The organism is Arcobacter sp. F2176 (assembly GCF_004116465.1).
Classification (GTDB): Bacteria; Campylobacterota; Campylobacteria; order Campylobacterales; family Arcobacteraceae; genus Arcobacter; species Arcobacter siniprincipis.
On record NZ_PDJV01000010.1, the window covers coordinates 1 to 26,203 of the forward strand.

General features: G+C 26.8%; 24 protein-coding genes and 1 other RNA gene. 12 read left to right on the top strand and 13 right to left on the bottom strand.

The genetic code is table 11. From position 1 onward, the window contains the following. Positions 1 to 1,515, top strand: a 1,515-nt coding sequence (locus CRU95_RS10170) for an EAL domain-containing protein (protein WP_164969767.1), incomplete at its 5' end; no start/stop codon positions are given. On the opposite strand, the gene CRU95_RS10175 is transcribed toward CRU95_RS10170, so the two are convergent. Next, positions 1,501 to 2,343: a GGDEF domain-containing protein gene (locus tag CRU95_RS10175; RefSeq protein ID WP_129101028.1), complete on the bottom strand. Its 843-nt coding sequence runs from the start codon at positions 2,341 to 2,343 to the stop codon at positions 1,501 to 1,503. The genes CRU95_RS10170 and CRU95_RS10175 overlap by 15 nt on opposite strands. Before the next feature lie 121 nt (positions 2,344 to 2,464). On the opposite strand from CRU95_RS10175, the gene CRU95_RS10180 reads away from it, so the two are divergent. After that, positions 2,465 to 3,772: an SH3 domain-containing C40 family peptidase gene (locus tag CRU95_RS10180; protein WP_164969768.1), complete on the top strand. Its 1,308-nt coding sequence runs from the start codon at positions 2,465 to 2,467 to the stop codon at positions 3,770 to 3,772. Between the two features lie 4 nt (positions 3,773 to 3,776). On the opposite strand, the gene CRU95_RS10185 is transcribed toward CRU95_RS10180, so the two are convergent. The 3 genes from CRU95_RS10185 to rsmH are packed head-to-tail and all read right to left on the bottom strand — an operon-like array spanning position 3,777 to position 8,006. Next, entirely contained in the window at positions 3,777 to 6,860 is a 3,084-nt protein-coding gene (locus tag CRU95_RS10185; protein WP_129101030.1) for an efflux RND transporter permease subunit, read from the bottom strand. Further along, positions 6,857 to 7,111, bottom strand: coding sequence for a hypothetical protein (locus tag CRU95_RS10190; protein ID WP_129101031.1), 255 nt, complete (start codon positions 7,109 to 7,111; stop codon positions 6,857 to 6,859). Before CRU95_RS10190 ends, CRU95_RS10185 begins: the two co-directional genes overlap by 4 nt. Further along, positions 7,104 to 8,006, bottom strand: coding sequence for a 16S rRNA (cytosine(1402)-N(4))-methyltransferase RsmH (rsmH, locus tag CRU95_RS10195; protein ID WP_129101032.1), 903 nt, complete (start codon positions 8,004 to 8,006; stop codon positions 7,104 to 7,106). The genes CRU95_RS10190 and rsmH overlap by 8 nt, the downstream gene beginning before the upstream one ends. A gap of 60 nt (positions 8,007 to 8,066) precedes the next feature. Here rsmH and CRU95_RS10200 point away from each other — a divergent pair, with 60 nt between their 5' ends. Together CRU95_RS10200 and CRU95_RS10205 are read left to right on the top strand one after the other, a co-directional pair. Beyond that, complete coding sequence (locus CRU95_RS10200) at positions 8,067 to 8,648, top strand: class II aldolase and adducin N-terminal domain-containing protein (protein ID WP_129101033.1); 582 nt, start codon at positions 8,067 to 8,069, stop codon at positions 8,646 to 8,648. Between the two features lie 121 nt (positions 8,649 to 8,769). Then, on the top strand, positions 8,770 to 9,045 hold the full coding sequence (locus tag CRU95_RS10205) for an HU family DNA-binding protein (RefSeq protein WP_129101034.1): 276 nt from the start codon (positions 8,770 to 8,772) through the stop codon (positions 9,043 to 9,045). Positions 9,046 to 9,107: 62 nt separating this feature from the next. On the opposite strand, the gene CRU95_RS10210 is transcribed toward CRU95_RS10205, so the two are convergent. The 6 genes from CRU95_RS10210 to CRU95_RS10235 form a co-directional block, all read right to left on the bottom strand. Next, positions 9,108 to 9,665 carry a glycine zipper 2TM domain-containing protein gene (locus CRU95_RS10210; RefSeq protein ID WP_129101035.1) on the bottom strand — a complete coding sequence of 186 codons (558 nt, stop codon included), beginning with the start codon at positions 9,663 to 9,665 and terminating at the stop codon, positions 9,108 to 9,110. 38 nt (positions 9,666 to 9,703) lie between these two features. After that, complete coding sequence (locus tag CRU95_RS10215; protein ID WP_129101036.1) at positions 9,704 to 10,009, bottom strand: c-type cytochrome; 306 nt, start codon at positions 10,007 to 10,009, stop codon at positions 9,704 to 9,706. A gap of 72 nt (positions 10,010 to 10,081) precedes the next feature. After that, on the bottom strand, positions 10,082 to 10,414 hold the full coding sequence (locus CRU95_RS10220) for a hypothetical protein (protein WP_129101037.1): 333 nt from the start codon (positions 10,412 to 10,414) through the stop codon (positions 10,082 to 10,084). Next, positions 10,408 to 11,454 carry a HAMP domain-containing sensor histidine kinase gene (locus CRU95_RS10225; protein WP_309109219.1) on the bottom strand — a complete coding sequence of 349 codons (1,047 nt, stop codon included), beginning with the start codon at positions 11,452 to 11,454 and terminating at the stop codon, positions 10,408 to 10,410. Before CRU95_RS10225 ends, CRU95_RS10220 begins: the two co-directional genes overlap by 7 nt. Before the next feature lie 100 nt (positions 11,455 to 11,554). Continuing rightward, positions 11,555 to 12,226, bottom strand: coding sequence for a response regulator transcription factor (locus CRU95_RS10230; protein WP_129101039.1), 672 nt, complete (start codon positions 12,224 to 12,226; stop codon positions 11,555 to 11,557). 2 nt (positions 12,227 to 12,228) lie between these two features. Beyond that, positions 12,229 to 12,456 carry a DUF1104 domain-containing protein gene (locus tag CRU95_RS10235; RefSeq protein ID WP_129101040.1) on the bottom strand — a complete coding sequence of 76 codons (228 nt, stop codon included), beginning with the start codon at positions 12,454 to 12,456 and terminating at the stop codon, positions 12,229 to 12,231. Between the two features lie 196 nt (positions 12,457 to 12,652). Between CRU95_RS10235 and CRU95_RS16800 the strand changes: the two genes are divergently transcribed. Together CRU95_RS16800 and CRU95_RS10245 are read left to right on the top strand one after the other, a co-directional pair. Beyond that, positions 12,653 to 13,426 carry a hypothetical protein gene (locus CRU95_RS16800; protein ID WP_258238679.1) on the top strand — a complete coding sequence of 258 codons (774 nt, stop codon included), beginning with the start codon at positions 12,653 to 12,655 and terminating at the stop codon, positions 13,424 to 13,426. Between the two features lie 37 nt (positions 13,427 to 13,463). After that, a complete protein-coding gene (locus tag CRU95_RS10245; RefSeq protein ID WP_129101041.1) occupies positions 13,464 to 13,754 on the top strand; it encodes a hypothetical protein in 291 nt (96 codons plus the stop codon). Here the strand turns inward: CRU95_RS10245 and rnpB are convergent. Beyond that, an RNA gene (gene rnpB / locus CRU95_RS10250) (RNase P RNA component class A) lies at positions 13,750 to 14,072 on the bottom strand. The two genes, CRU95_RS10245 and rnpB, sit on opposite strands and share 5 nt — an antisense overlap. A gap of 28 nt (positions 14,073 to 14,100) precedes the next feature. Next, positions 14,101 to 14,628 (bottom strand): LolA-like outer membrane lipoprotein chaperone, encoded by a 528-nt coding sequence (gene lolA / locus CRU95_RS10255; RefSeq protein WP_129101042.1) that lies wholly within the window; start codon positions 14,626 to 14,628, stop codon positions 14,101 to 14,103. Between the two features lie 57 nt (positions 14,629 to 14,685). Here lolA and secA point away from each other — a divergent pair, with 57 nt between their 5' ends. Further along, positions 14,686 to 17,298: a preprotein translocase subunit SecA gene (gene secA, locus CRU95_RS10260; protein WP_129101043.1), complete on the top strand. Its 2,613-nt coding sequence runs from the start codon at positions 14,686 to 14,688 to the stop codon at positions 17,296 to 17,298. Position 17,299: 1 nt separating this feature from the next. Continuing rightward, positions 17,300 to 18,508 carry an ABC transporter permease gene (locus tag CRU95_RS10265; RefSeq protein WP_129101044.1) on the top strand — a complete coding sequence of 403 codons (1,209 nt, stop codon included), beginning with the start codon at positions 17,300 to 17,302 and terminating at the stop codon, positions 18,506 to 18,508. 4 nt (positions 18,509 to 18,512) lie between these two features. Here CRU95_RS10265 and CRU95_RS10270 read toward each other — a convergent pair whose 3' ends face one another. Next, complete coding sequence (locus CRU95_RS10270; RefSeq protein ID WP_129101045.1) at positions 18,513 to 21,392, bottom strand: AsmA-like C-terminal domain-containing protein; 2,880 nt, start codon at positions 21,390 to 21,392, stop codon at positions 18,513 to 18,515. Positions 21,393 to 21,462: 70 nt separating this feature from the next. On the opposite strand from CRU95_RS10270, the gene mltG reads away from it, so the two are divergent. The 4 genes from mltG to CRU95_RS10290 all read left to right on the top strand — a co-directional run bounded on the left by mltG (position 21,463) and on the right by CRU95_RS10290 (position 26,172). Then, positions 21,463 to 22,395 carry an endolytic transglycosylase MltG gene (mltG, locus tag CRU95_RS10275; RefSeq protein ID WP_309109220.1) on the top strand — a complete coding sequence of 311 codons (933 nt, stop codon included), beginning with the start codon at positions 21,463 to 21,465 and terminating at the stop codon, positions 22,393 to 22,395. Positions 22,396 to 22,515: 120 nt separating this feature from the next. Beyond that, a complete protein-coding gene (locus CRU95_RS10280; protein ID WP_129101047.1) occupies positions 22,516 to 24,708 on the top strand; it encodes an NADP-dependent isocitrate dehydrogenase in 2,193 nt (730 codons plus the stop codon). A gap of 71 nt (positions 24,709 to 24,779) precedes the next feature. Continuing rightward, a complete protein-coding gene (gene mdh / locus CRU95_RS10285) occupies positions 24,780 to 25,727 on the top strand; it encodes a malate dehydrogenase (protein WP_129101048.1) in 948 nt (315 codons plus the stop codon). 64 nt (positions 25,728 to 25,791) lie between these two features. Continuing rightward, entirely contained in the window at positions 25,792 to 26,172 is a 381-nt protein-coding gene (locus CRU95_RS10290; RefSeq protein WP_129101049.1) for an STAS/SEC14 domain-containing protein, read from the top strand. The last annotated feature ends 31 nt before the right edge of the window (positions 26,173 to 26,203 follow it).

Below are 26,203 nucleotides of genomic sequence, written 5' to 3' on the forward strand. Positions count from 1 at the left end.
AACAAAGCATTTTCAAATGGAAAGTATTTTTCAAGAAAAATAAAAAGTTTTAATGAAGGCGACAATATAACACTTCTTTTTGAATCTAAATATACTACTCTAAAAGAAGAATTAAATAAACAAAAGTTAGAACTTATATTTGTATTAATTGCTATATCTATTTTAGCACTTCCTATTGTATTATATTTTGCAAGCATACCAGAAAAACTAGAAAAAGAGATAATTAAACAATTCATAACAGATGATTTAACAAAACTACCTAATTTAGAACATCTATTAAATGATTTAAAAGAGAAAGAATTTAAAAACTGTTTAATAATTCTATTAAACATAACAAATGATAAAAATATACAAAATATTTATGGATTTAATGTTACCAAAGAATTATTAAGAAGTTGTGCCAATTTTTTCCTTGAGTATAAAAAAAAAGACAAAAGATTTTTAAAAATATACAAAGTAAAACATAATGTTTTTGCTTTTAAATATTTATATAAAAATAGAGAAACTTTAAATGAATCATTAAATCAAATTCAGAACTTATTAGAAAATAAAGAATTTTTAATTCTAAATAAATATGAGATAACAATAGATACTACTATTGGTGTAAGTGGGATAGATATACTTAATAATAATATAAATGAACTAAAAGAAGCTGAAATAGCATTAGATGAAGCATTGCAGTTAAATCATGACATTTCTATTTATAATAATTCTCATGTAGAAAACCTTGAAAAATACAAAGCAAATATTGAAAAAATTAAAATTATAAAAGATGCAATTTTAAACAATAATGTAATTATAGCTTTTCAACCCATTTTTAATAATTTTCAAGGAAAAGTTGAAAAATACGAAGCACTTGTAAGGTTAAAATATAAAGATAAAATATTTTACCCTGATGAATTTCTACAAATCTCAAAAAAAATAAAAAAATATAAAACTTTGACTAAAATTATTATAGAAAAAACATTTAAATTTTTTGAAAATAAAGATTTTGAATTTTCTATTAATTTAAGCATGGAAGATATACTTGATGATGAGATAAGAGAATATCTTTTTAAAGAAATTATTAAGTATAACTTTCAAAATAGACTTGTCATTGAGCTTGTTGAAACAGAAGCGATAAATAATTATGAAGCATTTACTAATTTTATAAAAGAAATTAAAAAATTAAATTGTAAAATTGCAATAGATGATTTTGGAAGTGGATACTCAAACTACGATTATATAATTAAGCTTTCTGATTACATAGATTACTTAAAAATCGATGGAACATTAATTACTGATATTGATACAAATCAAAAAACACAACTTCTTGTAGGCACTTTAAAATTCTTATGTGATAGTCTAAAAATAAAAACCATTGCAGAATATGTTGAGAACAAAGAAATTTTTGAGTTCATTAAAGCAATGGGTATTTCTTATTCTCAAGGATACTATATTGGTAAGCCAGAATTTGAACTAAGAGAAAATGAATGGATTAAAAATGAAAAGAAAAAAGATTTAAACTACTTCTAACCTATCTCTTCCATTTATTTTTGCTTCATAAACTTTTTCATCAGCCATTTTTATAAATTCATCTATAGAATTTGCTTTACTATAAAAAGATACTCCAATAGAAACAGTTATAGAAATCTCTTTTAAAGGATGAAATATCATTTGAGACTTTATGTCTTCTCTTAAAACATTAAGTTTTTTTATTAATTCATCTTTTTTTTCAAAACACAAAATTATAAACTCTTCGCCTCCATATCTATAAGCTTCACCATTTAAGCCATATGCATGGGATTGAATCTTATTTGCTAAATATTTTAGAACCCTATCCCCAGTATCATGCCCAAAGCTATCATTTATGCCTTTGAACCTATCCGCATCAATAAATACAGCACAAAGCAAGGAAGAGTGTTTTTGTTTAGTAAAAAGTTCTAAATCTGCTTCCATCTTTCTTCTATTATACAAAGAAGTTAAAGCATCTTTATTCATCATATCTTTTAGTAGTTCTTTCTCTCTTAAGAGTTCTTCTATTAAGTTATCTTTAAAATTCTCATTTGTAGTTATATTCTTTTGTTCTACAATTTTTCCTAACTTAAATTCAAATTTATTTAACTTTGAATTATAATCTATTTCTTTACACTCAATTTTAATAGATGGTTTCTCTTCTCCTAACCCATTTGTCAAAATCAAATTATCTACTTTTTTAATATCATATCTAATTTTATCATCTACAATTTTTATATCTAAAAGTTCACTTCTCCAATATTTACTAATATCTTTTGATAAAACTCTTAGTTTCATATTCAAAATATCTTCAAATATATCTTTTCCAACAGAAATAGTAATAGTCACTTACTTTTAGCCTTTAAAATTCTTTTTGATATGATATAGTATTACAATTTACAAAGACATAAACATCAATTTAAAATTCATTATGATAAAATCAAAAAATTCAATAAATACTAGGATTATTATGAAAAATATTTACTTAATTTTATCTATATTTACTATTTCTTTTCTTTTTATAGGCTGTTCTTCAAAACAATTAGATACAGAAGTAAATGACTTAAGAATATATAAACAAGAACCATTAGAATACACTTCTAATATTCCAACATTGGATAAGAATATCCAAGAACAATTAAATAAAGAGTTTAATGAGAGGTATTTTTCCCCTTGGCATAAAGAAAAATTTGAAGCAAGTTTGAAAGATGTAACTTGGCAATTTAGCTATAAAAATAAAAAAGTTTATGGAGATAATAATAGATTAATCAAAAAAGAGTGGTTTGATGAACAAATAGATAATTCAAATTTCGAACAATATAACACCTTTTTAAAAAAAGCAATTACTGTAAAAAATTCAAATCTAAGACTTTTCCCAAGTGATAGCAAAATCTTTTATAATCCATCAATTGCAGGGGAAGGTTTTCCTTTTGATTATAATCAAAATTCTGGTATAAAAATTAACTCACCAATTTTAATTTCTCATTTATCTAAAGATAGAGCTTGGGCATATGTTTTATCTTCTTTTGCAAAAGGTTGGATAAAAGTGACAGACATAGCATATATGAATGATGACCTAATGAATTTTTTTGAAAATGGAAACTACTACGTTGCTATTAAAGATAATTTTCCAATATATAAAAGAGGCATCTTTGTAGAATATATAAAACTAGGAACACTATTTCCTGTAAAAAATAATAAAGCAATTACAATTGGAAGATATGGGAATAATGAAGGATATAGTAGAGTAATAGAGATTCCAAATGTCTATATTGCAAAAAAACCAATTGACTTTAATAGTAAAAATATTACAAATATCATGAACCAATTAATTGCAGAACCTTACGGTTGGGGTGAAATTCTAAATCATAGGGATTGTTCTGCTTTGACAAAAGATTACTTTGCACCCTTTGGAATAAACTTAAAAAGAAACTCTTATGGTCAAACTTTAGATTACAAATATTATGATGTAAAAAATCTCTCAAATGAAAAGAAAAAAGAGTTTATTATAAAAAATGGAATTCCTTTTTTAACTTTAGCATATCTAAAAGGTCATATTATGCTTTATATTGGTGAAAAAGATGGAGAGCCTCTATTTTTTCATAATGTTTGGGGTGTAAAAACAAAAAGTTTCTTTGGAAAAGATGGTAGAAAAATTGTAGGGAAAGCTGTAATTACTTCACTAAATATGGGTGAAGAGTTAAACAATTTTGATGAAAAAAGAAGTTTAGCTTCAAGAATACTTGGAATTGTAAATGTTACTCAAAAAAAAGAGTAACCTTTTACAATTTTCTTAAATAAATAATTCTATACAACATAGGTACATAATATAAATTTAAAACCGTAGCCCACAATACCCCAAAACCTAAAGATACAGCCATTGGTTGTAAAATAAGAGCTTGTCCAGAAGCAAAAAACATCAAAGTAAACAAACCTAAAATAGTTGTAATTGAAGTAAGTAAAATCGGTCTTAATCTCAAAAGTGCAAATTCTAAAAGCTCATCTAATGTTTTTGCTTTTTTAATAAAATCCATCATGATAATTCCATCATTTACAATAACTCCTGCAAGCCCAACCATACCAATTAAACTGGCCATTGTAATATTTAATCCAAGAACAAAATGTCCAACAAAAACACCTAAAATAGATAAAGGAATAGTTGAAAGTATTATCAATGATTTAAGCATAGAGTCAAACATCCAAACAAGAGCAATAAAAATAAGTATAATTGCAATTAAAGCTGCTTCTCCCATCTCTTTTTGTACTTTTTTATTCTCTTTTTGTTCACCTTTTATATCAATAGTAACTTTAGATTTATATTTTTCTAAAATTGGATTTAACTTCTCAAAGACTTCTGCTGAAGTCATTTTCCCACTTATAGAACCTGTTACAGATACTATTCGTTCTCCATTTTCTTTGAAAATTTGAGAATAGGCATTTTTTCTAACAATATCAACCACATCTTTTAAAAATACTTTTTCATTAGTATTTGGAACTATTATTTCAAAAGCATTTAAACTTTTTAAATAATCTTTATTTTTACTTTGAAAAACAACATCAACTATGCCCTTTTTATCAAACATCTTTGAGTATGTACCTTTAAAATAAAAAGGCCTAATTGATGAAATAATGTAATTTTCACTTATTCCTAAATCTTGACCATAGGCATTAACTTTAAACTTTAGTTCAATATTTCCCATCATAAAATCATCAGCTACATTTAACACACCATCTATATTGTTTAAAGCTTTTTTTATATTTGTAACAGCAGTACTTACCTCTTTTTCATTACCACTAATTGATAATTCTAAATCATTTTTAACTATTCCAGCTTTGGGAGTAAAGACTTTAAGATCTTCAAATTGTCCAGATTTAATCTCTGGCTCTAAAAGTTTTTGTAACTCTTTTTCTATTGTTTGTGATGATTTTTCTCTTATCATGTTTGTATCATCATACTTAGGAGAAAGATAAGGATTTATATATTTATCAAAGAAATTTTGGGGTGCTCTTTCATTTAGATTAACAAATATTTGAAAATAGAACTCTTCAGTCTCAGGTTGATTTTTTCCATCAAGTTTTAAACCAATTACAGAAGATACGGATTGTAAATTATTAGCAAAATCATAATTCTTTAGAATCTTATCCTCAATTTTTTTTACAATCGCTTCTGTTTGTTCTATTTTTTTACCAACACCAACTGATCCACTTATATACACTTGTGTAGTATCAAAATCAGACAGAAATTTAAACTTTGAACTCATAACAATAAAAATTGTTAAAGTAACAATTGTTAAAACCATAATAATAAGAGATGTATATCTTTTTCTTAATAAAAAGCTTAAAATCTTTTTGTATAACTTTTTATTCCAATCCCATATTTTATCTGCTTTTTGCTCTTGTTTATTTACTCTTAAAATCTGTTTTGCATGTAAGGGTAAAAAGAAAAAGGCTTCAAGCAAAGATGAAATAAGAAGAATAGTAATCATAATAGGAAGTATTTTCATAAACTTTCCTATTTCTCCTGTCATAAGTAAAATTGGCAAAAAGGCAAATATTGTTGTTGCAGTTGCAGTTAATACAGCTGGATAAACTTCAACAGAACCATCAATAGCAGCTTGGAACCTATCCTTTCCCATTTCCATGTGTCGATATATGTTTTCACCCACAACAATAGCTTCATCCACAAGCATTCCTAAAGCAATCAAAGCTCCTAGTAGTGAAAGCATATTTAAACTGTATCCCATAGCTTCCGCACTAATAAGTCCTATCATAAATGAAGTTGGGATTCCAATAGCTATTACTATTGCAATTCTTGCATTTATAAAGAAAAACAAGGCTAAGAAAAGTAAGCATAATCCAAAAAAGATATTAGAGAAAACAGTATTTAATCTATTTTTTATCCAAACAGAAGTATCAGTATGTGTTGCAAAATTAAGTTCTGGATATATTTTTTTATACTCTTTTAGTTTCTCTTTTATTTGACGAACCAGTTCAACTGCATCGCCAGTTTCTCCCTTATTTATACCAATAGAAACATCTCTACTACCATTAAAGTGTGAGATAGTATTTACATCTGCTAATTCATATTGAATTTTTGCAATATCTTTTAAATAAACTTTTTGATTTGATATTTTCAAAATTGTATCTTTGATATTATCAATATCTTTTTCACCATTAAAAGTACTCAAATAATAGTGTCTTGAAGTATCTTTTATAATACCTGCTGGAAAAATAGAACTTAGGTTTTCAACTGCTGTTAGTACTTCTTGTAAATTAAGTCCATAAGCTAAAATTTTCTTCTCATCAAACTCTATAAGTAACTCTTTATCACTATCTCCCCAAATAGAAATATCACTTAAATCACCCATTTTTGAAAATGTTGATTTCAAATCTTTTGCTATTTCTAAAAGTTGGGTTTTAGTCTTTTCCCCATAAACTACAACTGTAATAAGAGGTATTGCGTTGATTTTTTCTTTTACTGTTGGTTCATCCATATCTGTTGGAAAGTTTGTTTTTACTTTAGTAATAATATCTTTAATATCGCCAATTACATTTTGTGCTTTAAAACCCTTTTTTAGTTTAACTGTAATTGAAAAATTTCCATTTTTTATTGTAGAAGTAACATCTGCAGCCTCTTTTACAGATGATAGTTCATCTTCTATATCTTCAACAGCCATTTTATCAAGTAAATCGGAACTAGCTCCTGCATAAGAACCATTTATAACAACAGCATCAAGAGCAGAGGGAGGAAATATCTCTTTTGGGATATTGTTATACGCAAAGACTGATAAAATCAATAAAAATAATAAAAGCATATGATTTAACATAGGCTTTCTAAGTCCAAACTCTATTATGTATTTAATCACTTATTATTGTCCAAAGTATTTATTAAAAGAGAATCTATAATTTGATTTTTAAATTTCATATCTTCTAATTGTTGTTGTAAAAATCTATTCTCTTCTTTTAGAGAGATATAATTGGCATATAATTTATTAATATCTTTACTAACATAATAAATATTATTTGCTAAATATATTTTAGGAAAACATAAAATTAATGATACTGCTAGGACTGATAGAACTATTAGTAATGAATTCTTTGCATTTAATCTAATCAAATTTAAAAACCCTCAATTTTGAACTTCTACTTCTTGGATTTACTTTTATCTCTTCATTTGTTGGAATAATAGGTTTTTTAGTAATAATTTTTCCTAAAGCGTTATTATTTCCACAAGTACAACGCATAACATCACTTGGACAAATACAATTTTTGCTCCACTTTTTAAAGTAATTTTTTACAATCCTATCTTCTAAGGAGTGAAAAGAGATGATTGCTATCAAACAATTTTTTGGTTTTAGCTCTTCAATTGAATCAAAAAGTCTTTCTAAAACTCCTAATTCATCATTTACTTCTATTCTAATACCCTGAAAAGGAAGAGTTGCTGGATGAAGTTTACCTTTATGCATATTTTTAGCTATAAATGTTGATAACTCTTTTGCACTAGTAAAAGGCCTATTATTTACTATCAAAGAAGCTACTTTTTTATATTCTTTTACTTCTCCACACTCTTTAAAAACTCTCTCCAACTCACTTTGAGAGTAAGTATTTACTACAACTGAGGCATCTAAAGATTGTTCTTGATTCATTCTCATATCTAATGATTCACTATCAAAACCAAAACCTCTGTCTTCTTTATCTAATTGTAAAGATGAAACACCAATATCTGCTAATATACCTTTTATATCATACTCTTTAAAACTATTTAAAACAGTTTCAAAATTTCCTTTATTGAAGGTTACTCTATTTAAAAATGGTTCTAATCTCTTTTTAGAAAATTCTAAAGCTTCATTATCTTGGTCATTACATATTAACTTTACATTAGAATTTTGTTTTAATAAACCTTCTGAATGTCCAGCATATCCTAAAGTACAATCTATTATATACCCAAAATCAATATTTTCGAAGACTCCTAGTGTCTCTTTATACAATACTGGGATATGTGGGATATTCATTAAAAGGGTCCTTATAATTTTTTATATATAATATCCAAAATAATATTTAAGGCATTTAAAATGATCGATCAAAATCATGTAGACCAACTAAGTAAACTATCATTGACACTATTTAGAAAAAACTTTTTTGGAATATATCACGGTTCCATTTCTACAAAATTAGATCATAATACATTTATGATAAATACATCAGATGCAATTTTTGATGAAATGAACGAAAAATCATTTTGTGAATTAAGCATGACTACTCAAGATTATAGATGGAAACTAGCAAGTATAGAAGCTCATATACATGCAACTATATATAACAATATACATGAAGCAAAATATATTGCCTTTGGAGTACCAATATATACAACAGCATATACTTTTGAGCATGATGAAATTATATTAGATGATTTTTTTGGGAAAACATCTTTTGATAAAATCAAAATATTTGACCCAGGAGATTTTTCAACTTGGTATGATAGAAATGCTTTAGAAATAACAAAATATTTAAAAGAGACAAATAATCATGTCATGGTTATAAAAGGAATTGGTGCTTATGTGTATGATAGAGATATAAATGAGTTGGTAAAAAAAGTTGCAATTTTAGAAAATAGTTGTAGATTATTGAGTATAAAATCTAGTTTTAGAGCATGAAAAGTCATTTTTTTGCAAATAAACCTCTATTTAGGGGAAAAACAGCAATACTTTTAGCTATTTTAAAGTTTAAATAGTATAAAGTTTTGGTAACTTTAAATCTTAAACAAGGAGTTCTTCAATGAACAAAGCTGAATTTATCGACGCAGTAGCAGCAAAAGCTGGATTATCTAAAAAAGACGCAAAATGTGCAGTTGATTCTGTATTAGAAACTATTACTGAGACTTTAGTAAAAAAAGAATCTGTAAGTTTCATAGGATTCGGAACATTCTCTACAGCTGCTAGAGCTGCTAGAACTGCAAAAGTGCCTGGTACAGATAGAACTGTTGATGTTAAAGCTACTACTGTAGCTAAATTTAAAGTTGGTAAAGCTTTAAAAGAGGCTGTTGCTAAATAATTTATTAAATTATTGAATTACAGATTAGAAGGTAGGTTATTTTTAACCTACCTTTTTTTTATTTAAAAATTTATATTAGTTTCGATATTTATGTAGTTTTCTCGATATGGGGAAAACTTTGAGTATGATTTTCCATTATAAGTAAAATAATTCTCATAACCTTTTAAAACACTTTTATTAATCACTCTATTATTACAAATATTTCTTCTTTTTGTTTCATAGTAATACTCTGTATTATTTCTATTATTATGTGAATAATCGCTATTTCTTATTCCATTTGCAAGAGTTGCACCTAAAAGTCCACCTACAATTTTTGCAGCAACTTTTCCATTCCCTCTTCCTATTTGATTACCTATAATTACACCTGTTGTAGCACCAATAATAGTATCTACTCCTATAATATTTTCATTTCTATAAGAAGAAGTCCTATTTGTAGGTGTTCTAACCTCATACTCTTCATAACAACGAGAAGCACGATTAGGAATTATTTCTTGAATATTTTCATAAACAGCTTTTGAATAATTTACTTTTACCCGTTGGGTAAATCTATCACCCTGTGCAAAAAGAGATGAAGAAAGAATTGTTAATCCTAAAATTAAACATGCACTTTGTCTTTTCATAACTTGCTCCTTGGTAAATAATAGATTATAAAAATCTATTATTTTAATGTTGAAATATAGCTAGCAACTGCTTGTATTTTTTCGTCATCAAATCTAGCAACTTGGCCTTTCATAACGCCTTTCATTGCTCCACCATAAGTTCCTGCTTTATAACCTTTTAAAGCATTAACTATTTTTTGTTTATCCCAGCCTTTTATAATTTGTGATTTTCCTAAAGCTGCTTTTTCTGCCTTTGCACCATGGCAAGAAGCACAAGCTTTATAAATAGTTTCACCCTCATTTGCCAGTACTGATGTTAAACTCAAAATTGAACTTATTACTAAGATTTTTGTTAAACTTCTCATTTTAACTCCTTTTATTGTTTTGATAGAAGAAGTATAAAATATAAAAGTGGAGGGATTGTGAATTTTTAAAAATTATTTTAATTTGCCAAAAACTTTATAAATATCCCAGTATTCTTCTAAAGCTTTTTTTAATTCATTATCATTTAATATGGTCTTTTGCTTTATTCCAAATCTGCTGATAAATGCATCTGGCATAATAGTTGTATCTTTACTTGGATTCTTAAGATATTTGATCATAGCTTCATTTACAGCTCTTTTAGAACTATATTTAAGTAAATATCTATAAAAATATTTATCAATTGATACAGGAAGCTTATTATGACAAGATACACAGTCTCTTTCATATACACCTGCAAATAAAAATGAGTTAAATAAAAGTGAAAATATAAGGATATTTTTTACCATGTAAGCTCCAACTGAGTCCCTATTTCTAGCTCTGATTTTATATTTATATTTATATTATACTCTTTGGTAATCATATAAACTATATTTAGCCCTATTCCAAAGCCTCCAACATTTTTGTCAAATCTTGCATATCTTTCAAACATAGATGGTATTTTATCTTTGGGAATACCTTTTCCACTATCTTTTATGATTAATTTATTATTTTCAAGAATTACTTCTATTGTTCCACTAATTTTATTATATTTAATTGCATTTGATAAAAGATTGTCTATTACTTTTCCTATTTTTTTTTCATCACAAAAAATTCTTACACCAGAATTTATATTTTTTATAAAAGATATTTTTTTAACATCAGCTAAGGTCTTAAAATAATCGATTCTATTTAAAACTATTTTTGATAAATTTAAGTCTTCATTTTTTGAAATAATTTTGTTTTTTAGTGTCAAATATGTTAAATCTTGATAAATATTTGAAACTGTTTTGGCTCCTGTATCTATTCTTTTTAGTTTCTTTTGTAATTTTGCATCTTCTAATCTTGAGATATCTATCATCTCTATATTTGTTATAATAGCGCTTATAGGTGTATTTAACTCATGTGTTGTATCTTTTATAAACCTATCTAAAAGATGTAATGAATCACGCATTGGTTTTAAAAATAATTTCAATAAAAAATATCCACAAATAAACATAAAAGAAAAACCACAAATCAAAAAAATAAAAACATTATTTATAACAGCATTTACCCAAACATTATCTTCAGGTACCTCAAGAAGTACATATTTTGCTCCTAAATAGTATGATTCTGGCTCTTTTATATAATGAATGTAGTTGTTTGTAGTATAAGTTATCTCATCAAGTTTTACTTTTGCAGATGCAAGTGTAGAGAAAATAAGATTTTTATCACTATCATAAATAGCAGAATTAAATCTCTCGTCCCTAGGATAAAATTTATATTTGTCAAAATTTATATGCAAGTCTTTTAATCTTGCAATTAAATCATTTGAATATTCTTGCAAAATTATTCTTTTATTTTGAAGCATCAAATCTTTTTTAAAGTTATAATACAAAAATGATATAAATAGCAGTATGACAATACAAAGTAAACTATATAATGTCAAAAAGCCCCATAGAGTCTTTTTTTCACTCTGTGGTAAATCTATATCCAAGCTTTTTAACACTTATGATTCTCTCTTTCCCAAATATTTTTCTCAAATTCTTTATATATGTTCTTAGTGAAAAATCACTACTTTCTTCATTATAGTCCCAAACATACTCATAAATTTGATCATGTGACAAAATTTGTTCTTGATTTTGCAAAAATAGTTTTAAAAGTTTTGTTTCTTTGTTATTTATTTTTATTTGTTCATCTTTTTTAAAAAGTAAATTAGAACTTGTATCAAAAAAGATATCATCAACTATATTAACTTTTGTATCAACACTGTGAAAATATCCTCTTTTTAATATTGATTCTACTCTTATTACTAACTCCTTTAGTTCAAAAGGCTTTCTAATATAATCATCACAACCCAAATTAAAACCTTTTTCAAAAGATTCCATTGAATTCAATGAAGTCATAAATATAACAGGAGTATTTATATTATCAATTCTTAGATTCTCTAAAAGTTCAAAACCACTTAAAGTAGGAACATTTACATCTAATATTAGTAAATCAAACTTTTCTTCATAAATTTTTGCATATGCTTCTTCTCCATCATACAAAGAAATAACTTCAAAATCATTATCTTCTAAATATTCAACAATAGTTTCATTTAATGTAATATCATCTTCTAAAAGTAAAATCTTTCTTTTCATATTTATCTTTTTTCTTTTGTTTTTTGTATATTTCTTTTATATTGATTTTTTTCTTTTGAATTCATAGTTGAAACTCTAGATTTTAATTCTTTTTCAAATTTTGCTCTGTTTTCTTTTTTTACAAAACCTATAATTTCTATCAACTCTTGAGTAGACATTTCAGAATAATCAACAGCAAAAAGTGGTGTTACTATAAATAGAGCTAGAAATATTAATACAACTTTTTTCATATTTTTTCTCTTTAAATTTTTAATTTATCATACCATAAATTTTGTGGAAAAATTGTAAAACAATCATTTTTAAGCTTTCTTAAATTAAGATAAAATTAATACTATTAATCAATATATCATTATTTAATATATAATATTTCAAGTATATATTGTATATAATACAACATTTAATAAAAGTTCTAAAAAAGGTTTATATATGATTCAAGTAGGAAAACTTTTTCAAAAAGTTCCATATTATGTTAGAGATTTAGAGTGCGAATATAAAATAATTCATGACATAGAAGAAATAGTAGATGAATTCCTTTCTAACTACATGATGACAACTGCTGATTTATATAGTGTGTTTTCAAACAATAGAGATTCATCTACAAATTTACACTTGGTATTTAATGATGGAGCTATGCCAAAAATTTCAATCCATCCTGATTTTGAACATGATGTGTTTGATATCAGCTTTGAAGAATTAAAAGATTCTAAAAATAAAACTACTAAAGTAAACTCGCTGATGTTTATTGAAGAGTTTCAAAATAGAAAAGAAGAAGCACTTGCAAAAACCTTTGATGAAATAATGGGTTGTGATGGTGAAGAATTATTTATATCACTAAAACAAGAAAAATTAGATATGTTTAATCCTAGTTCAGCAAACTTTGATCATAGAGTAAATTTAATTACAAAAAAAGAATTAATCCTTGAAGTTTGTAAGCTATTTGACATCTCTTCTATTCGTTTATATAAACAGTTAAATCCAAATATTGTAAAACATGTATGCAAAGACCTAAATATCACATATAAAATCCTAGCAAAAGAGATAGGATATAAACCTGATACTATAAATAAAGCAGCTTCATTAGGAAAAGTTTCAGAACAACTTAACAAAGCCATAAATATGTACCTTGAAAACTTACGATTAAAAGAGTTTTTAAAAGACTTTGATGTTATGAAATCTACACTAAAGAAAATTTTAGATTGATTATATTAGAATCAAATCAAAATAACAAAGAGAACAAATGATAAAAAATATTTTACTTATATGCCTTACCTTAAGCATATTTACTGGCTGTTTTTTTGGTGGAGAGACAAAAGAAGAATGGACTTCTTATATCTACCCTGATAAAACCAACACAAAAAGAAGTATGATTTCACCTACAAAGTTCCCTACTTTTGCAACTTGTAAAGATGTATCATTGGGTGTTTTAAAAGAAAAAGGTCTAGAGTCAACTGGAACTTATAAATGTGGTAAAAACTGTAGTTACCATGAAGGAATGAAGGTTGATATTTGTGAAGAGATGAGACAATAAAGGTACAACTATAAGCCGCGTTTTGTATTAGACAATAATTTATCTAGTTGTTAAATTACTTAAACAATCCTGCGAAGAGAAAAACTGTGAAGCTAAATACCGTCTCTTCTTGCTGCGAGTTGGGTTTACAAAGCTGTTAAAATTACTCAAAACACTGGTAAGCTCTTACCTCACCGTTTCACCCTTACCATAAATGGCGGTTTAATTTCTGTTGCACTATCCCTTAGGTTTCCCTAGCCATCCTTTAGATGGAACCCTACTTCACTGCAGCCCGGACTTTCCTCTTGAATTACTTCAAGCTATTGTCTGTTGTACCTTTAAGATTGGAATTCTATCTAAAAAATAATTACTTTCTTATTATGTCATAATTTTCAGGTGGCAAAAATTTAAATAAATCATCGTCAATATGTCCATTTTGTTTTACAGTGAAGAAAGTAATAATAACATTATTTTCAAGAGCATCTTTATATTCAATCTTACTTATTCTATTATCTTTTGTAAAAAGATTATATTTTACATCATAAATATCTGCTTCATACCTATTTTTCGAGACTTCTTTAGCATTTTTTATTAGATTAAGAATATCAATTTCATTTTTAAGTTTAGTTAATATTGCTTGTTCTAATTCTGGTTCATCAATAATTGCAAAATCATTTACAATATATACACTTTTTTTGATAGGTTCTTTGTATTGCCATAAAATATAATACGGATCTTTTAAGTATAAATGTCCACTATATAAAATTTCTTTTTTTGATGGATTAATAATTTTTTGTTCAAAATCTGCATCAAAGGACTTTATATTATTCAAAGGAGATGCTTCCAAAAATACAGATAATACAAACATTACAACAAAAATCACTTTATAAAACATAATTTAACCTTCTTTTTTATATAATCATCGGATTATAACGGAAAAGGACTATATTTTATGTTAAATATTTTTTCAAAAATTTTTGGTACGAGAAATGATAAAGAAGTAAAAAGATATAAGAAAAGAGCTGAAACTATAACTCTACTTGAACCAAAGTATGAGCAAATGAGTGATGATGAACTAAAAAGTACATTTGAAACCTTAAAAAGTGATGTTCAAAGTGAATCAGTAAAATTAGATGATATTTTAAATGATGTATTTGCGATAATTAGAGAAGCTAGTAAAAGAGTCCTAAATATGAGACATTATGATGTTCAATTAATAGGTGGTATGGTTTTACATGATGGAAGAATAGCAGAGATGAAAACAGGTGAAGGTAAAACTTTAGTTGCTTCATTACCCGTTATATTAAATGCTATGACAGGCAAAGGGGTTCATGTAGTTACAGTAAATGACTATTTGGCTTCTAGAGATGCTGCTGAACTATCTCCTTTATATAATTTCCTTGGATTTACTGTTGGTACAATATTAGGTGATATTAGAGATGAAGAAGAAAGAAAAGCGCAATATGCTTGTGATATCACTTATGGAACAAATAATGAGTTTGGATTTGACTATCTAAGAGATAATATGAATTATGATTTAAATGAATGTGTGCAAAGACAACATCATTTTGTAATCGTAGATGAAGTGGATTCAATCTTAATTGATGAAGCAAGAACTCCTCTTATTATATCAGGACCTTCAAATAGAAAAGGTTCAGATTATGCAAAAGCTAATCAGATCGCCAAACAACTTGAAAAAGGTGAAAAAATTGAACCAAAAAGAGCAGATGAACATGCTGTTACAACTGGTGATTTTATTGTTGATGAAAAAAGTAAATCTGTACTTTTAACAGAACAAGGTCAAAAAAAAGCAGAAGAGTTATTTGGAGTTGAGAATCTTTATTTACTTGAAAATGCAACCCTATCTCATACTTTAGACCAAGCACTTAAAGCCAATTATGTATTTGAAATAGATGTTGATTATGTTGTAAAAGACAATGAAGTAATCATTGTAGATGAATTTACAGGAAGATTGAGTGAAGGTAGAAGATTTTCTGAAGGTTTGCACCAAGCACTTGAAGCAAAAGAGAATGTTTCTATTCAAGATGAATCACAAACTCTAGCAGATATTACATTCCAAAATTACTTTAGAATGTATGACAAACTAGCTGGTATGACAGGAACTGCACAAACAGAAGCAACAGAGTTTGCAGAAATTTATAATCTAGATGTTGTATCTATTCCTACAAATGTTCCCGTTCAAAGAGATGATAAAAATGACCTTATTTACAAAAGTGAAAGAGAAAAATTCAATGCAGTTTGTGACAAAATAGCAGAACTTCATAAAAAAGGTCAACCAGTACTTGTAGGTACTGCTTCAATTGAAAAATCAGAAAAATTACATGAAATATTAAAACAGAAAAAAATACCTCATACAGTTTTAAATGCAAAACAACATGAAAAAGAGGGAAAAATCATTGCTGATGCCGGACAAAAAGGTGCAGTAACGATTGCTACAAATATGGCAGGACGGGGAGTTGATATTAAATTAACCAAAGAAATCCTAGACCTTGGTGGATTAGCAATTATTGGAACGGAAAGACATGAAAGTAGAAGAATTGATAATCAGTTAAGAGGAAGAGCTGGTCGTCAAGGTGATGTTGGTGTTTCTCAATTTTATTTATCATTAGAAGATAATCTTTTAAGAATCTTTGGAAGTGATAAGATAAAAGGTATTATGGAAAGATTAGGTATTGAAGAAGGTGAACATATCGAATCTAAAATGGTAACAAGAGCTGTTGAAAATGCACAGAAAAAAGTTGAAACGATGCACTTTGAGAGTAGAAAACATCTTCTAGAGTATGATGATGTTGCAAATAAACAAAGAAAAGTAATCTATAGCTTTAGAAATGATTTATTAGACCCTAATTTTAAAATTACTGAAAAACTTGATGAAAATAGAGCTGAATATATAACAAACTTACTTATTCATGCAAATATCATAAATGGTATGGCAGCAGAAGATTTTGATTATGACTTTATTATTAACAAAGTAAAAGAAGAATTAAACTTAGAACTTACATTAGAAAATATCAAATCAGAATCTTTTGATGATTTACAAGAAAAACTACTTACAATCATAAAAGAAGTATATGAAGAAAAAATGAGTATGGCAGCGCCTGAACAAAAAGCTGAAATAGAGAGAATTCTTTACTTACAAATTCTTGATAATGCTTGGAGAGAACATTTATATTCAATGGATAACCTAAAAACTGGTATTGGTCTACGAGGATATAACCAAAAAGACCCATTAGTTGAATACAAAAAAGAATCTTACAATATGTTTTTAGAACTTATTGCAAATATAAAGAATGAAATTATTAAAATATTATTTACTGTTCAATTAAGAGATTCACAAGAAGAAGAAAAAGAAAAAGAAGCAATTGAAGCTATGAGAGCAAAAATGATAGAAGCTTCTGAAAATATTTCAACTAACTTTGAAGAAGCTCCAAGAGCAGAAAAGAAAATAGCTAGAAATGATCCTTGTCCTTGTGGAAGTGGTAAAAAATACAAACAATGTTGTGGAGTAAGTGGTCCTAAAAGAGGATTAATAGCAGGTAAATAATTTGAATAATCAACTTATTAACTTTATTGTCAAAAAATACTTAAAATTTGACAAAAAAAATCCTTTTATATCAATAAGTGCAATTTTAGCATTTGTTGGTGTAGCTGTTGGTGTTATGGTACTTATCATAACAATGGCTATTATGAATGGAACAGAAAAAGAGTTTAAAGATAAACTTTTTACTATGAATTATCCTTTATCTGTTTATGCTAAGTTTGGTAATGGGATAAATGATAATTTACTTAATCATCTTGAAAAAAAATTCCAAAATTTAAAATTTTCTCCTTATATATCTTCTCAAGCAATAGTACAACATGATGAAAAAATATCAGGTGGTCTGATTTTTGGTGTTGATCCCAAAAGAGAAGCTAAAATAAACTCAATATATGAAAAAGCTACAAAAAACTTAGTGTTAAATAAATATGATTTAATCACAGGAATTGGAACATCTGATAAACTTTATTTATATGATGATAGTAAAGTAACCATGTATTTTACCTCTTTAAATCCAAATGGCTTTTCAATGATGCCTAAAATGAAAAGATTTAACTACAAGGGTTCTTTTAGTTCAGGATTAAATGCATATGACAACTCTTATATGTACACATCAGCTGCTGCTTTAAGAACAATACTAAGAAAAAATGATGATTATTATGATGGTATTCATATATATTCAGATGATGCCTTTAATGATATTAAATTACTAGAAAAAGAGCTACAAAAATACCCAAGTGTTGGAGTAATTGGTTGGTGGCAACAAAATGGAAATTTTTTCTCGGCAATGGCATTAGAGAAAAAAGCTCTTTTTGTTGTTTTGATGTTGATTATATTAGTAGCTTCACTTAATATCATTTCATCATTACTTATGACAGTTATGAGTAGAAGAAAAGAAATAGCTCTACTTTTATCAATGGGTGCAACAAATAAAGAGATAAAGAAAATATTTTTAAAACTTGGTATTGTAATTGGTTTTTCTGGTATTATAATCGGTACATTTTTAGGTTTTTTTGGTATTTTTATACTTGATAATTTTAATATTATTTCTCTTCCAGCTGATGTTTATGGAACTAGTAAACTTCCTTTGGATTTAGATATGATTGATTTCATATCAATTATGATTGGTTCAGTACTAATCATATTATTATCTTCTTATTACCCTGCATCAAAAGCTACTAAAATTGATGTTATTGATGTTTTAAGAAACGAATAAACTTTTACTTTTCAAATAACTTTGCAGGTGAAGTAATTATTCTTTTTAAAACATCAACTGGTGCAGATATAGAATCTTTTGCTAGATTTGTATTTATTTGAGGATCATTTAAATTACCTGTAATATCAACTTTTGTAGAAACTCGTTTATCATCCCCTAAAAAGATATAACTTAATCCTGGTATAAAATTAACAATCTTACTATAATCTTTCATGAAAATAAGATCAACACTTGAATCCACAGTCGAGTCTTTTAAGTTAATCGTTGCATATCCATCAAAATCAACCGAATTACCAATTGTATGAATCTTAAGTAAATTTAAAATTCTATTATCAAAATCATAAGTAAAATCTACATATCCTTCATTTACTGCATATCCATTTAAATTAAATCCACCGTTTGTTACCATCCCAAAAACTGCAGGGATAGCTAATAAAGGGTTAATAAGAGCAGGACTTGTATTCACTAAAGTAATTATATTATTTAATATATTTAAATTTAATATTCTATTTTTATCAAAAAGCATTTTCCCACTCATGAAATTATCTTTTCCATCAGCAGTTAAAGAAAATGTTCCACCTTTTATTAATTCTTTATCAAAAAAGGTATTTACAAAGTTATCATTAATATCTTTTGCATCTAAACTAATATTATCATTAATATCTTTTATATATTTTATTTTTCCATTTAAATAATTTAAAGCAAATATAGCTTTGTTCTCATTAGCCGTTATATTATATTTATCTGATAAAACTTTGTATTTACTATTAACAATTATATTTGAATTTTTACCTTCAATCTTTACATTTTTGTATTTGTCAACACTTGTAGTTTCGGTATCATACATCAAATCAAAGTTTTTTAATTTTAAATATAAATCATCATCATTTTTTAAAGTTAAATCAATATTTTTATCTTTTGAAATAACTTTTATTAAGTCTTTTTTAGAATATCCTTTTATATTTAATGTCTTAATTTTATTTTTACCATCAGTAATTGGAATATCAAGTTTCCCAAAAGTCCCATCAAAAAAAACATTATCTTTGATTAAATCTATATTTGAATCCATAGAATAAAAACTATTGTCTTTTAACAATATATTGGAATTTATTAACCTAATACTTAAATCTTCTCCTATGTTGTTTTTATTTTTATCATCAGATAAATCAATATCATAAGAATTAATTATCAAATTAATTTTATCTTTAATAATATCGATTTTAAGGTCATTTGAATATGTATTAATAGTAGTTTGTTTATCATTAATCAATCCAAATAGTCTTAAACTATCTATTTTTCTTCCTTCTTTTTTTAAAGGCAGATTAAGTTCATATAAATTTGCTAAAAAGCTAATATTACTTTTATCATCTAGTTTTATAGATATATCACCTTTTTTAATATCTAAATCTTTTAAGAGTTTCGAATACGGATATATTTTTCCTATATCTTTGATATTTATATCTGTACTATTATTTTGAAATAAAATTTGAGTATCCACATCATCAATAGTAAATTTTGTATTTTCTTTAAAATCTATAGCAAAATCAATTTTTTTATTTTCTATATTTACAATTTCTTGATTATCACTTTTAATTAAAAGTTTGTTTAATAAAGCATCACCTTTTGAATCCATAGTTTTAGTATTGATTTTTAAATTTACTTTTGCATCTATCATATCTTTATGCATAAAATCAGTATCTTTTATAATTACATCACTATTTATTAAATCAACACTTCCTTGTTTTGAATAAAACTCAAAATCATTTATCTTAAAAGTTGAATCTTTACTTTTAAATACACCAAAAGTCTTCATAGGAGAATCATAAGGTATGTATAAGTGCACATTAGCATCGGTTGAGCCTGATAGTTGTTTTATGGGAAGATTTATCTTATAAGCTTTTAAAATGCCTAAGACATTATCATCAAGCATATGAGTAGCTTTTAAGGTTACATCAACATGCCCATATTTCAAACTTGTCATATCTTGTATATTTACAAAACTTCCATCAATACTTATTCCTTTAAATATTGGCTTTTCTAAATTGATAAGTAAGCCATCATTTTCATATTGTAAATTTATAAGAGGTGTTTCTACTGCATCTAAATCACCATGAAACTTAACTTTTGCATCTGTAACTCTTGCATATCCTTTGATACTTTTTAAAATGGGAGTAAGAGTTTTTAAATTAAATTTTCCATATAAATAATCTAAATAGATTTTTCCATTTACATTATCATACATCCATGACTCAGCTATTTTGTCTAAACTTACATATTTTTTTAAAAATTTAATATCTTTCATTTCACCAGAATTTATAAAAAAGTCAAGTTCTTCTTTATTTGTCTGAATATTTAATTGACCATTTACTAAATTTTTATAATCATATTTTCCTAAAAAAACTAAAATATTATTATGCAAGTCTAATTTTATCTTTCCTAAAAGCAATAAATCAATATCTTTTAAATAAATAGAATAAATATTTAAATTTAAGATATCGCCCTCTTTTGAATACTGTGAAGCTATATTTACAAACTTATTGTCTATATAAATATAATCATCATCTAATCTTATTTTAAAAGTGTTGTCTGCTATTTTCATAGTTTCTATATTAATGCTTTGAAAGAAATCCAAAATCATAGGAGCTTTGCTTATCATTGATTTTATATCTTCAAAAGAACTATGAACTTTTGTTTTTTTATCTTTTATAATTATTTCATCTATTCGTACAATGAGTTTCTTATCAATTTTAATATAGAATTTCGAAACTGAAAAATTACCAAAAGAGAATGAATCCAAATTGATACCATTAATTAAGAAAAAAACTAAAAATGACATTAGTGATAAAAAGAATAAAATAAAAGCAATAATTTTTTTTAGTAACATTATAGAAGTAATCCTAGTATTTAGTATCGTAATACTTTTTTATATAACGATCCCTTTATCCTCTTCAAAAGTGATTTTTATACCTAAAGGGAGTACGAATTATATTATAACATACCTAAATAAATCAGGCTATGACTTAAATATTATTGATAAAATAATTATTAAAGCAAAAGGTTATCCTCAAAGTGGTTGGATTGATTTAAAAGCTACAAAAATGACTAAGGCTGACTTTATAAGTAGACTTCTTACTTCAAAAGCAGCTTTAAAATCATTGACCTTGATTCCAGGAGAAACAGCATATTACTTCTTACAAGAAATTTCCCAAAAATTAAAACTATCTTTTCCAAAACTTCAAGAAGCTTATAACAAATATGCATACAAACTTGATGGTAATATTTTAGCAGAAACATATAATCTGCCAATAGGAATGGATGAAGATCACATTGTTTTTTATTTAATTTCATATACAAATAATAAGTATAAAGAGTTTTCAAATAAGATATTTGGTCATTATATAAAAAAAAGCTGGTACAAATATGTAATAATCGCTTCAATAATACAAAAAGAAGCAGCAGATGTTACTGAAATGTCAACAATATCTAGTGTGATTCAAAATAGACTTAAAAAAAGAATGCCCTTGCAAATGGATGGTACTTTAAACTATGGAGCTTACTCACATACTAAAGTAACATCAAAAATGATAAGAGAAGACACTTCTTCATACAATACATATAAATATGCAGACTTACCTGATAATCCAGTTTGTGCAGTTAGTTTAGATGCTATAAAAGCTGCAATTTTTCCATCAAAAAGTCAATACTTATATTTTTATAGAGATAAAAGCACTGGAAAACATCTTTTTACAAATACTTATAAAGAACATATAAATAATATAAACAAGTTAAAAAATGTAAAAAGAGTAGAAGAAAAAAAAGTATTTCCAAAAAAAGATATGCCAGAATCAAAAAAAACTATAAAAAATCTTTGGAAAACAGTTAATTAGTTGAGAAGTATTGAAACAAGAAATTTAAACTGTTTCTTTCTTGGTAGTTATTTAAAATATTATGTATAAAATAATGATAATATGACCTACACGAAAACTTAAATAAACCAAGGAACAAAAATGTCAAAAATTATTTACACGAAAGTTGATGAAGCTCCAGCTTTAGCTACTTACTCATTTCTACCTATTATCAAAGCTTTTACAAAAAGTTCTGGCATAGAAATGGTAACAAAAGATATCTCACTTGCAGGTAGAATTCTTGCTAATTTTCCAGAGAATTTAAAAGAAGATCAAAAAATTGGTGATCATTTAGCTGAACTTGGTAAATTAACTCAAGATCCAACTGTAAATATTGTAAAACTTCCAAATATTTCTGCTTCTATTCCTCAATTAAAAGCAGCAATTGCTGAATTACAATCAAAAGGATACAATGTACCTAATTATGATGAAAGTGATGAAATCACTGCTAGATACTCAAAAATCCTAGGATCTGCAGTTAATCCAGTACTAAGAGAAGGAAATTCAGATAGAAGAGCTCCAAGTGCTGTTAAAAACTATGCAAAAAACAACCCACATAGAATGGGAGAATGGACAAAAGATTCTAAAACTGAAGTTGCACATATGGATCATGGAGATTTTTATGGTTATGAACTTTCTAAAACTTTTGAAAAAGAAGACGATTTAAAAATATCTTTCTTTGACAAAAATGGTTCTCAAACAGTATTAAAAGCATCTTTACCTGTACTTGAAGGTGAAATAATTGATGCAACAATTATGAGCGCAAAAGCTTTACAAGAGTTTTATGCAAAAACAATTGAAGAAGCAAAAGAAAAAGATGTATTATTATCTTTACACCTTAAAGCTACTATGATGAAAGTTTCTGATCCAATTATGTTTGGATTTGCGGTTAAAGTATTTTTCAAAGATTTAATTGCTAAACACGGAGCTTTATTTGATGAATTAGGAGTTAACTTTAATAATGGTTTAGGTGACCTTTACTCTAAATTAGACAAAGTTGATGCAGCTAAAAAAGCTGAAATCGAAGCTGATATTGCTGAAATTTATAAAAAACAACCAAGACTAGCAATGGTAAACTCTGCTAAAGGAATCACAAACTTACATGTACCATCTGATGTTATTATTGATGCATCTATGCCTGCTATGCTTAAAGGTGGTGGTAAAATGTGGAATGCTGAAGATAAAGAAGAAGATACAATTGCAATGATTCCTGATAGATCTTACGCACAAGCATTTAAAGCAGTTATTGAAGACTTTAAAGAAAATGGAAAATTAGATGTTACAACTATTGGAACTGTTCCAAATGTTGGTCTTATGGCTCAAAAAGCTGAAGAGTATGGTTCACATGATAAAACTTTCCAAGCTCCAAGTGATGGACAATTTAAAGTTACAGATAAAGAAGGGAATACAATATTCTCATTTGATGTTGAAGTTGGTGATATTTTCAGAATGTGCCAAGCTAAAGACGCTCCAATCCAAGATTGGATTAAACTAGCAGTTTCTAGAGCAAGACTTTCAAATACTCCAGCAATTTTCTGGTTAGATGCAAATAGAGCACATGATGCCCAAATGATTAAAAAAGTAAATAAATATCTACCTGAACATGATACTAGTGGTTTAGATATATCTATAATGGCTCCATTAGAAGCTACAAAAGTATCTTTACAAAGAATGAGAGAAGGTAAAGATACTATTTCTGTAACTGGAAATGTATTAAGAGATTATAATACTGACTTATTCCCAATTTTAGAACTTGGAACAAGTGCTAAAATGTTATCAATCGTACCATTGATGCAAGGTGGTGGATTATTTGAAACTGGTGCTGGTGGATCTGCTCCTAAACATGTACAACAATTCACAGAAGAGTCTTACTTAAGATGGGATTCCTTAGGTGAATTTATGGCATTAGCAGCTTCTTTTGAACACTTAGGTAATACTCAAAATAATGCAAAAGCAAAAATTTTAGCTACAACTTTAGATAAAGCTACTGGAACTTTCCTTTTAAATGACAAATCACCATCAAGAAAATTAGGTGGTGTTGATAATAGAGGAAGTCATTTCTATTTAGCTATGTATTGGGCACAAGAGTTAGCAGCTCAAACAGAAGATAAAGAATTGGCAGTAGAATTTACTCCTATTGCAAAAGCAATGGCTGAAAATGAAGATAGAATTATGTCTGAATTAGTAGCTTCTCATGGAAAAGCTTCTGATATTGGTGGATATTATCTACCAGATGAAGCAAAAGCAAATGAAGCATTAAGACCAAGTGCAACATTAAATCTAATTATTGGTTAATTTTTATTAAGTATAATTTAAAGGTAGGTCAATTGATCTACCTTTTTTTATTTAAATTTTAAAGGGACATTATGAAAAATAAAAAAGTTGGGATTATTGGAGTTGGAAATGTAGGTTCAACTCTTGCATATACTTTAGCTTCAAAAGGAATTTGTGAAAAAATAGTTTTAAAAGATATTAGAGAAAATATTGTAAAAGCAATGGCCCTAGACATTTCACAAGCTGCAAATGCTGCAAGTTCTAGTACACTTGTAATTGCTTCAAAAAATTCAACTGACTTAAAAGATTGTGATGTTATTGTTATAACTGCAGGAATACCAAGAAAACCAGGTATGAGTAGAGATGATTTACTTCTTACAAATGCAAAGATTATGAAAATAGTTGTAAAAGATATAGAAGAGCAAGCTCCAAATGCAATTATAATAGTGGTATCAAATCCTCTTGATGTGATGGTTTACACAGCACTAAAAGTTTCAAACTTTCCTAAAAATCAAATCATAGGAATGGCAGGTATTTTAGACAGTGCAAGAATGAGCCACTTTATTTTAGAAAAACTAGGATATGGAGCAGGACAAATAAATGCTTCTGTTATGGGTGGGCATGGTGATGATATGGTTCCTCTACCAAATTTTTCAACAGTAGCAGGCGTACATTTAAGTGAAGTTCTTAGTTCACAAGATATAGAAGATATAGTAGAAAAAACAAAAAATGGAGGGGCTCAAATAGTAAAATACTTAGAAACAGGCTCAGCATATTATGCACCAGCACATTCCACTTCACTCATGGTAGAAGCAATCTTACATGATAAAAAAGAAGTTTACCCTTGTGCTGTTTTACTTGAAGGTGAATATGGCTATAAAGACATAGTTTCAGGAGTACCAATAATGCTTGGGAAAAATGGAGTTGAAAAAGTAATAGAACTAAATCTAACAGATGAGCAAAAAGAGTTATTCTCAAAATCTGTAGCCTCTGTTAAAGAATTAGTTGATACACTAAATAAAAATAGCTTTTTTGACTAAACTTTAAATTTCTCTAAAATTGGAGTAAACTTATAAAAGTAGAACTTTAAAAAAGGAATACACCATGAAAACTAAAAAACATGAACTCACAGTTGGTATACAAAAAGTAGATAGTAGTTTTTTCCTTACTATAAAAGCAATAGGTACACTTACCCATGAAGATTATAAAACAATAACTCCTATGATTGATTCTGCAGTTGAAGGTATTACAAATCCTAGGATTAGAGCTATTGTTGATTGTACGGAGCTTGATGGCTGGGAACTTGAAGCTGCTTGGGATGATTTAAAACTTGGACTTAAACATGGAAATGAGTTTGAAAAAATTGCCATAATCAATAGTAAAACTTGGATAAAAGTTGGTTCTAAAATAGCAGCTTGGTTTATACAAGGGGAAGTAAAAAACTTCGAAAATGAAATAGAAGCTTTTGAATGGTTAAATGAATAAGATACAGAGAAATTTTATTCTCTGTATTGCT

Excerpts from the sequence above, each read along its gene's own strand:
- CRU95_RS10200 (WP_129101033.1), top strand. The coding sequence starts at position 8,067 with ATGATCGATCAAAATCATGTAGACCAACTAAGTAAACTATCATTGACA.
- CRU95_RS10220 (WP_129101037.1), bottom strand. The coding sequence starts at position 10,414 with ATGGTAAAAAATATCCTTATATTTTCACTTTTATTTAACTCATTTTTA.
- secA (WP_129101043.1), top strand. The coding sequence starts at position 14,686 with ATGTTAAATATTTTTTCAAAAATTTTTGGTACGAGAAATGATAAAGAA.
- CRU95_RS10210 (WP_129101035.1), bottom strand. The coding sequence starts at position 9,665 with ATGAAAAGACAAAGTGCATGTTTAATTTTAGGATTAACAATTCTTTCT.
- CRU95_RS10205 (WP_129101034.1), top strand. The coding sequence starts at position 8,770 with ATGAACAAAGCTGAATTTATCGACGCAGTAGCAGCAAAAGCTGGATTA.
- CRU95_RS10290 (WP_129101049.1), top strand. The coding sequence starts at position 25,792 with ATGAAAACTAAAAAACATGAACTCACAGTTGGTATACAAAAAGTAGAT.
- CRU95_RS10270 (WP_129101045.1), bottom strand. The coding sequence starts at position 21,392 with ATGTTACTAAAAAAAATTATTGCTTTTATTTTATTCTTTTTATCACTA.
- CRU95_RS10245 (WP_129101041.1), top strand. The coding sequence starts at position 13,464 with ATGATAAAAAATATTTTACTTATATGCCTTACCTTAAGCATATTTACT.
- CRU95_RS10180 (WP_164969768.1), top strand. The coding sequence starts at position 2,465 with ATGAAAAATATTTACTTAATTTTATCTATATTTACTATTTCTTTTCTT.
- CRU95_RS10235 (WP_129101040.1), bottom strand. The coding sequence starts at position 12,456 with ATGAAAAAAGTTGTATTAATATTTCTAGCTCTATTTATAGTAACACCA.
- CRU95_RS16800 (WP_258238679.1), top strand. The coding sequence starts at position 12,653 with ATGATTCAAGTAGGAAAACTTTTTCAAAAAGTTCCATATTATGTTAGA.
- rsmH (WP_129101032.1), bottom strand. The coding sequence starts at position 8,006 with ATGAATATCCCACATATCCCAGTATTGTATAAAGAGACACTAGGAGTC.
- CRU95_RS10215 (WP_129101036.1), bottom strand. The coding sequence starts at position 10,009 with ATGAGAAGTTTAACAAAAATCTTAGTAATAAGTTCAATTTTGAGTTTA.
- CRU95_RS10280 (WP_129101047.1), top strand. The coding sequence starts at position 22,516 with ATGTCAAAAATTATTTACACGAAAGTTGATGAAGCTCCAGCTTTAGCT.
- mdh (WP_129101048.1), top strand. The coding sequence starts at position 24,780 with ATGAAAAATAAAAAAGTTGGGATTATTGGAGTTGGAAATGTAGGTTCA.
- CRU95_RS10230 (WP_129101039.1), bottom strand. The coding sequence starts at position 12,226 with ATGAAAAGAAAGATTTTACTTTTAGAAGATGATATTACATTAAATGAA.
- CRU95_RS10225 (WP_309109219.1), bottom strand. The coding sequence starts at position 11,454 with ATGCTTCAAAATAAAAGAATAATTTTGCAAGAATATTCAAATGATTTA.
- lolA (WP_129101042.1), bottom strand. The coding sequence starts at position 14,628 with ATGTTTTATAAAGTGATTTTTGTTGTAATGTTTGTATTATCTGTATTT.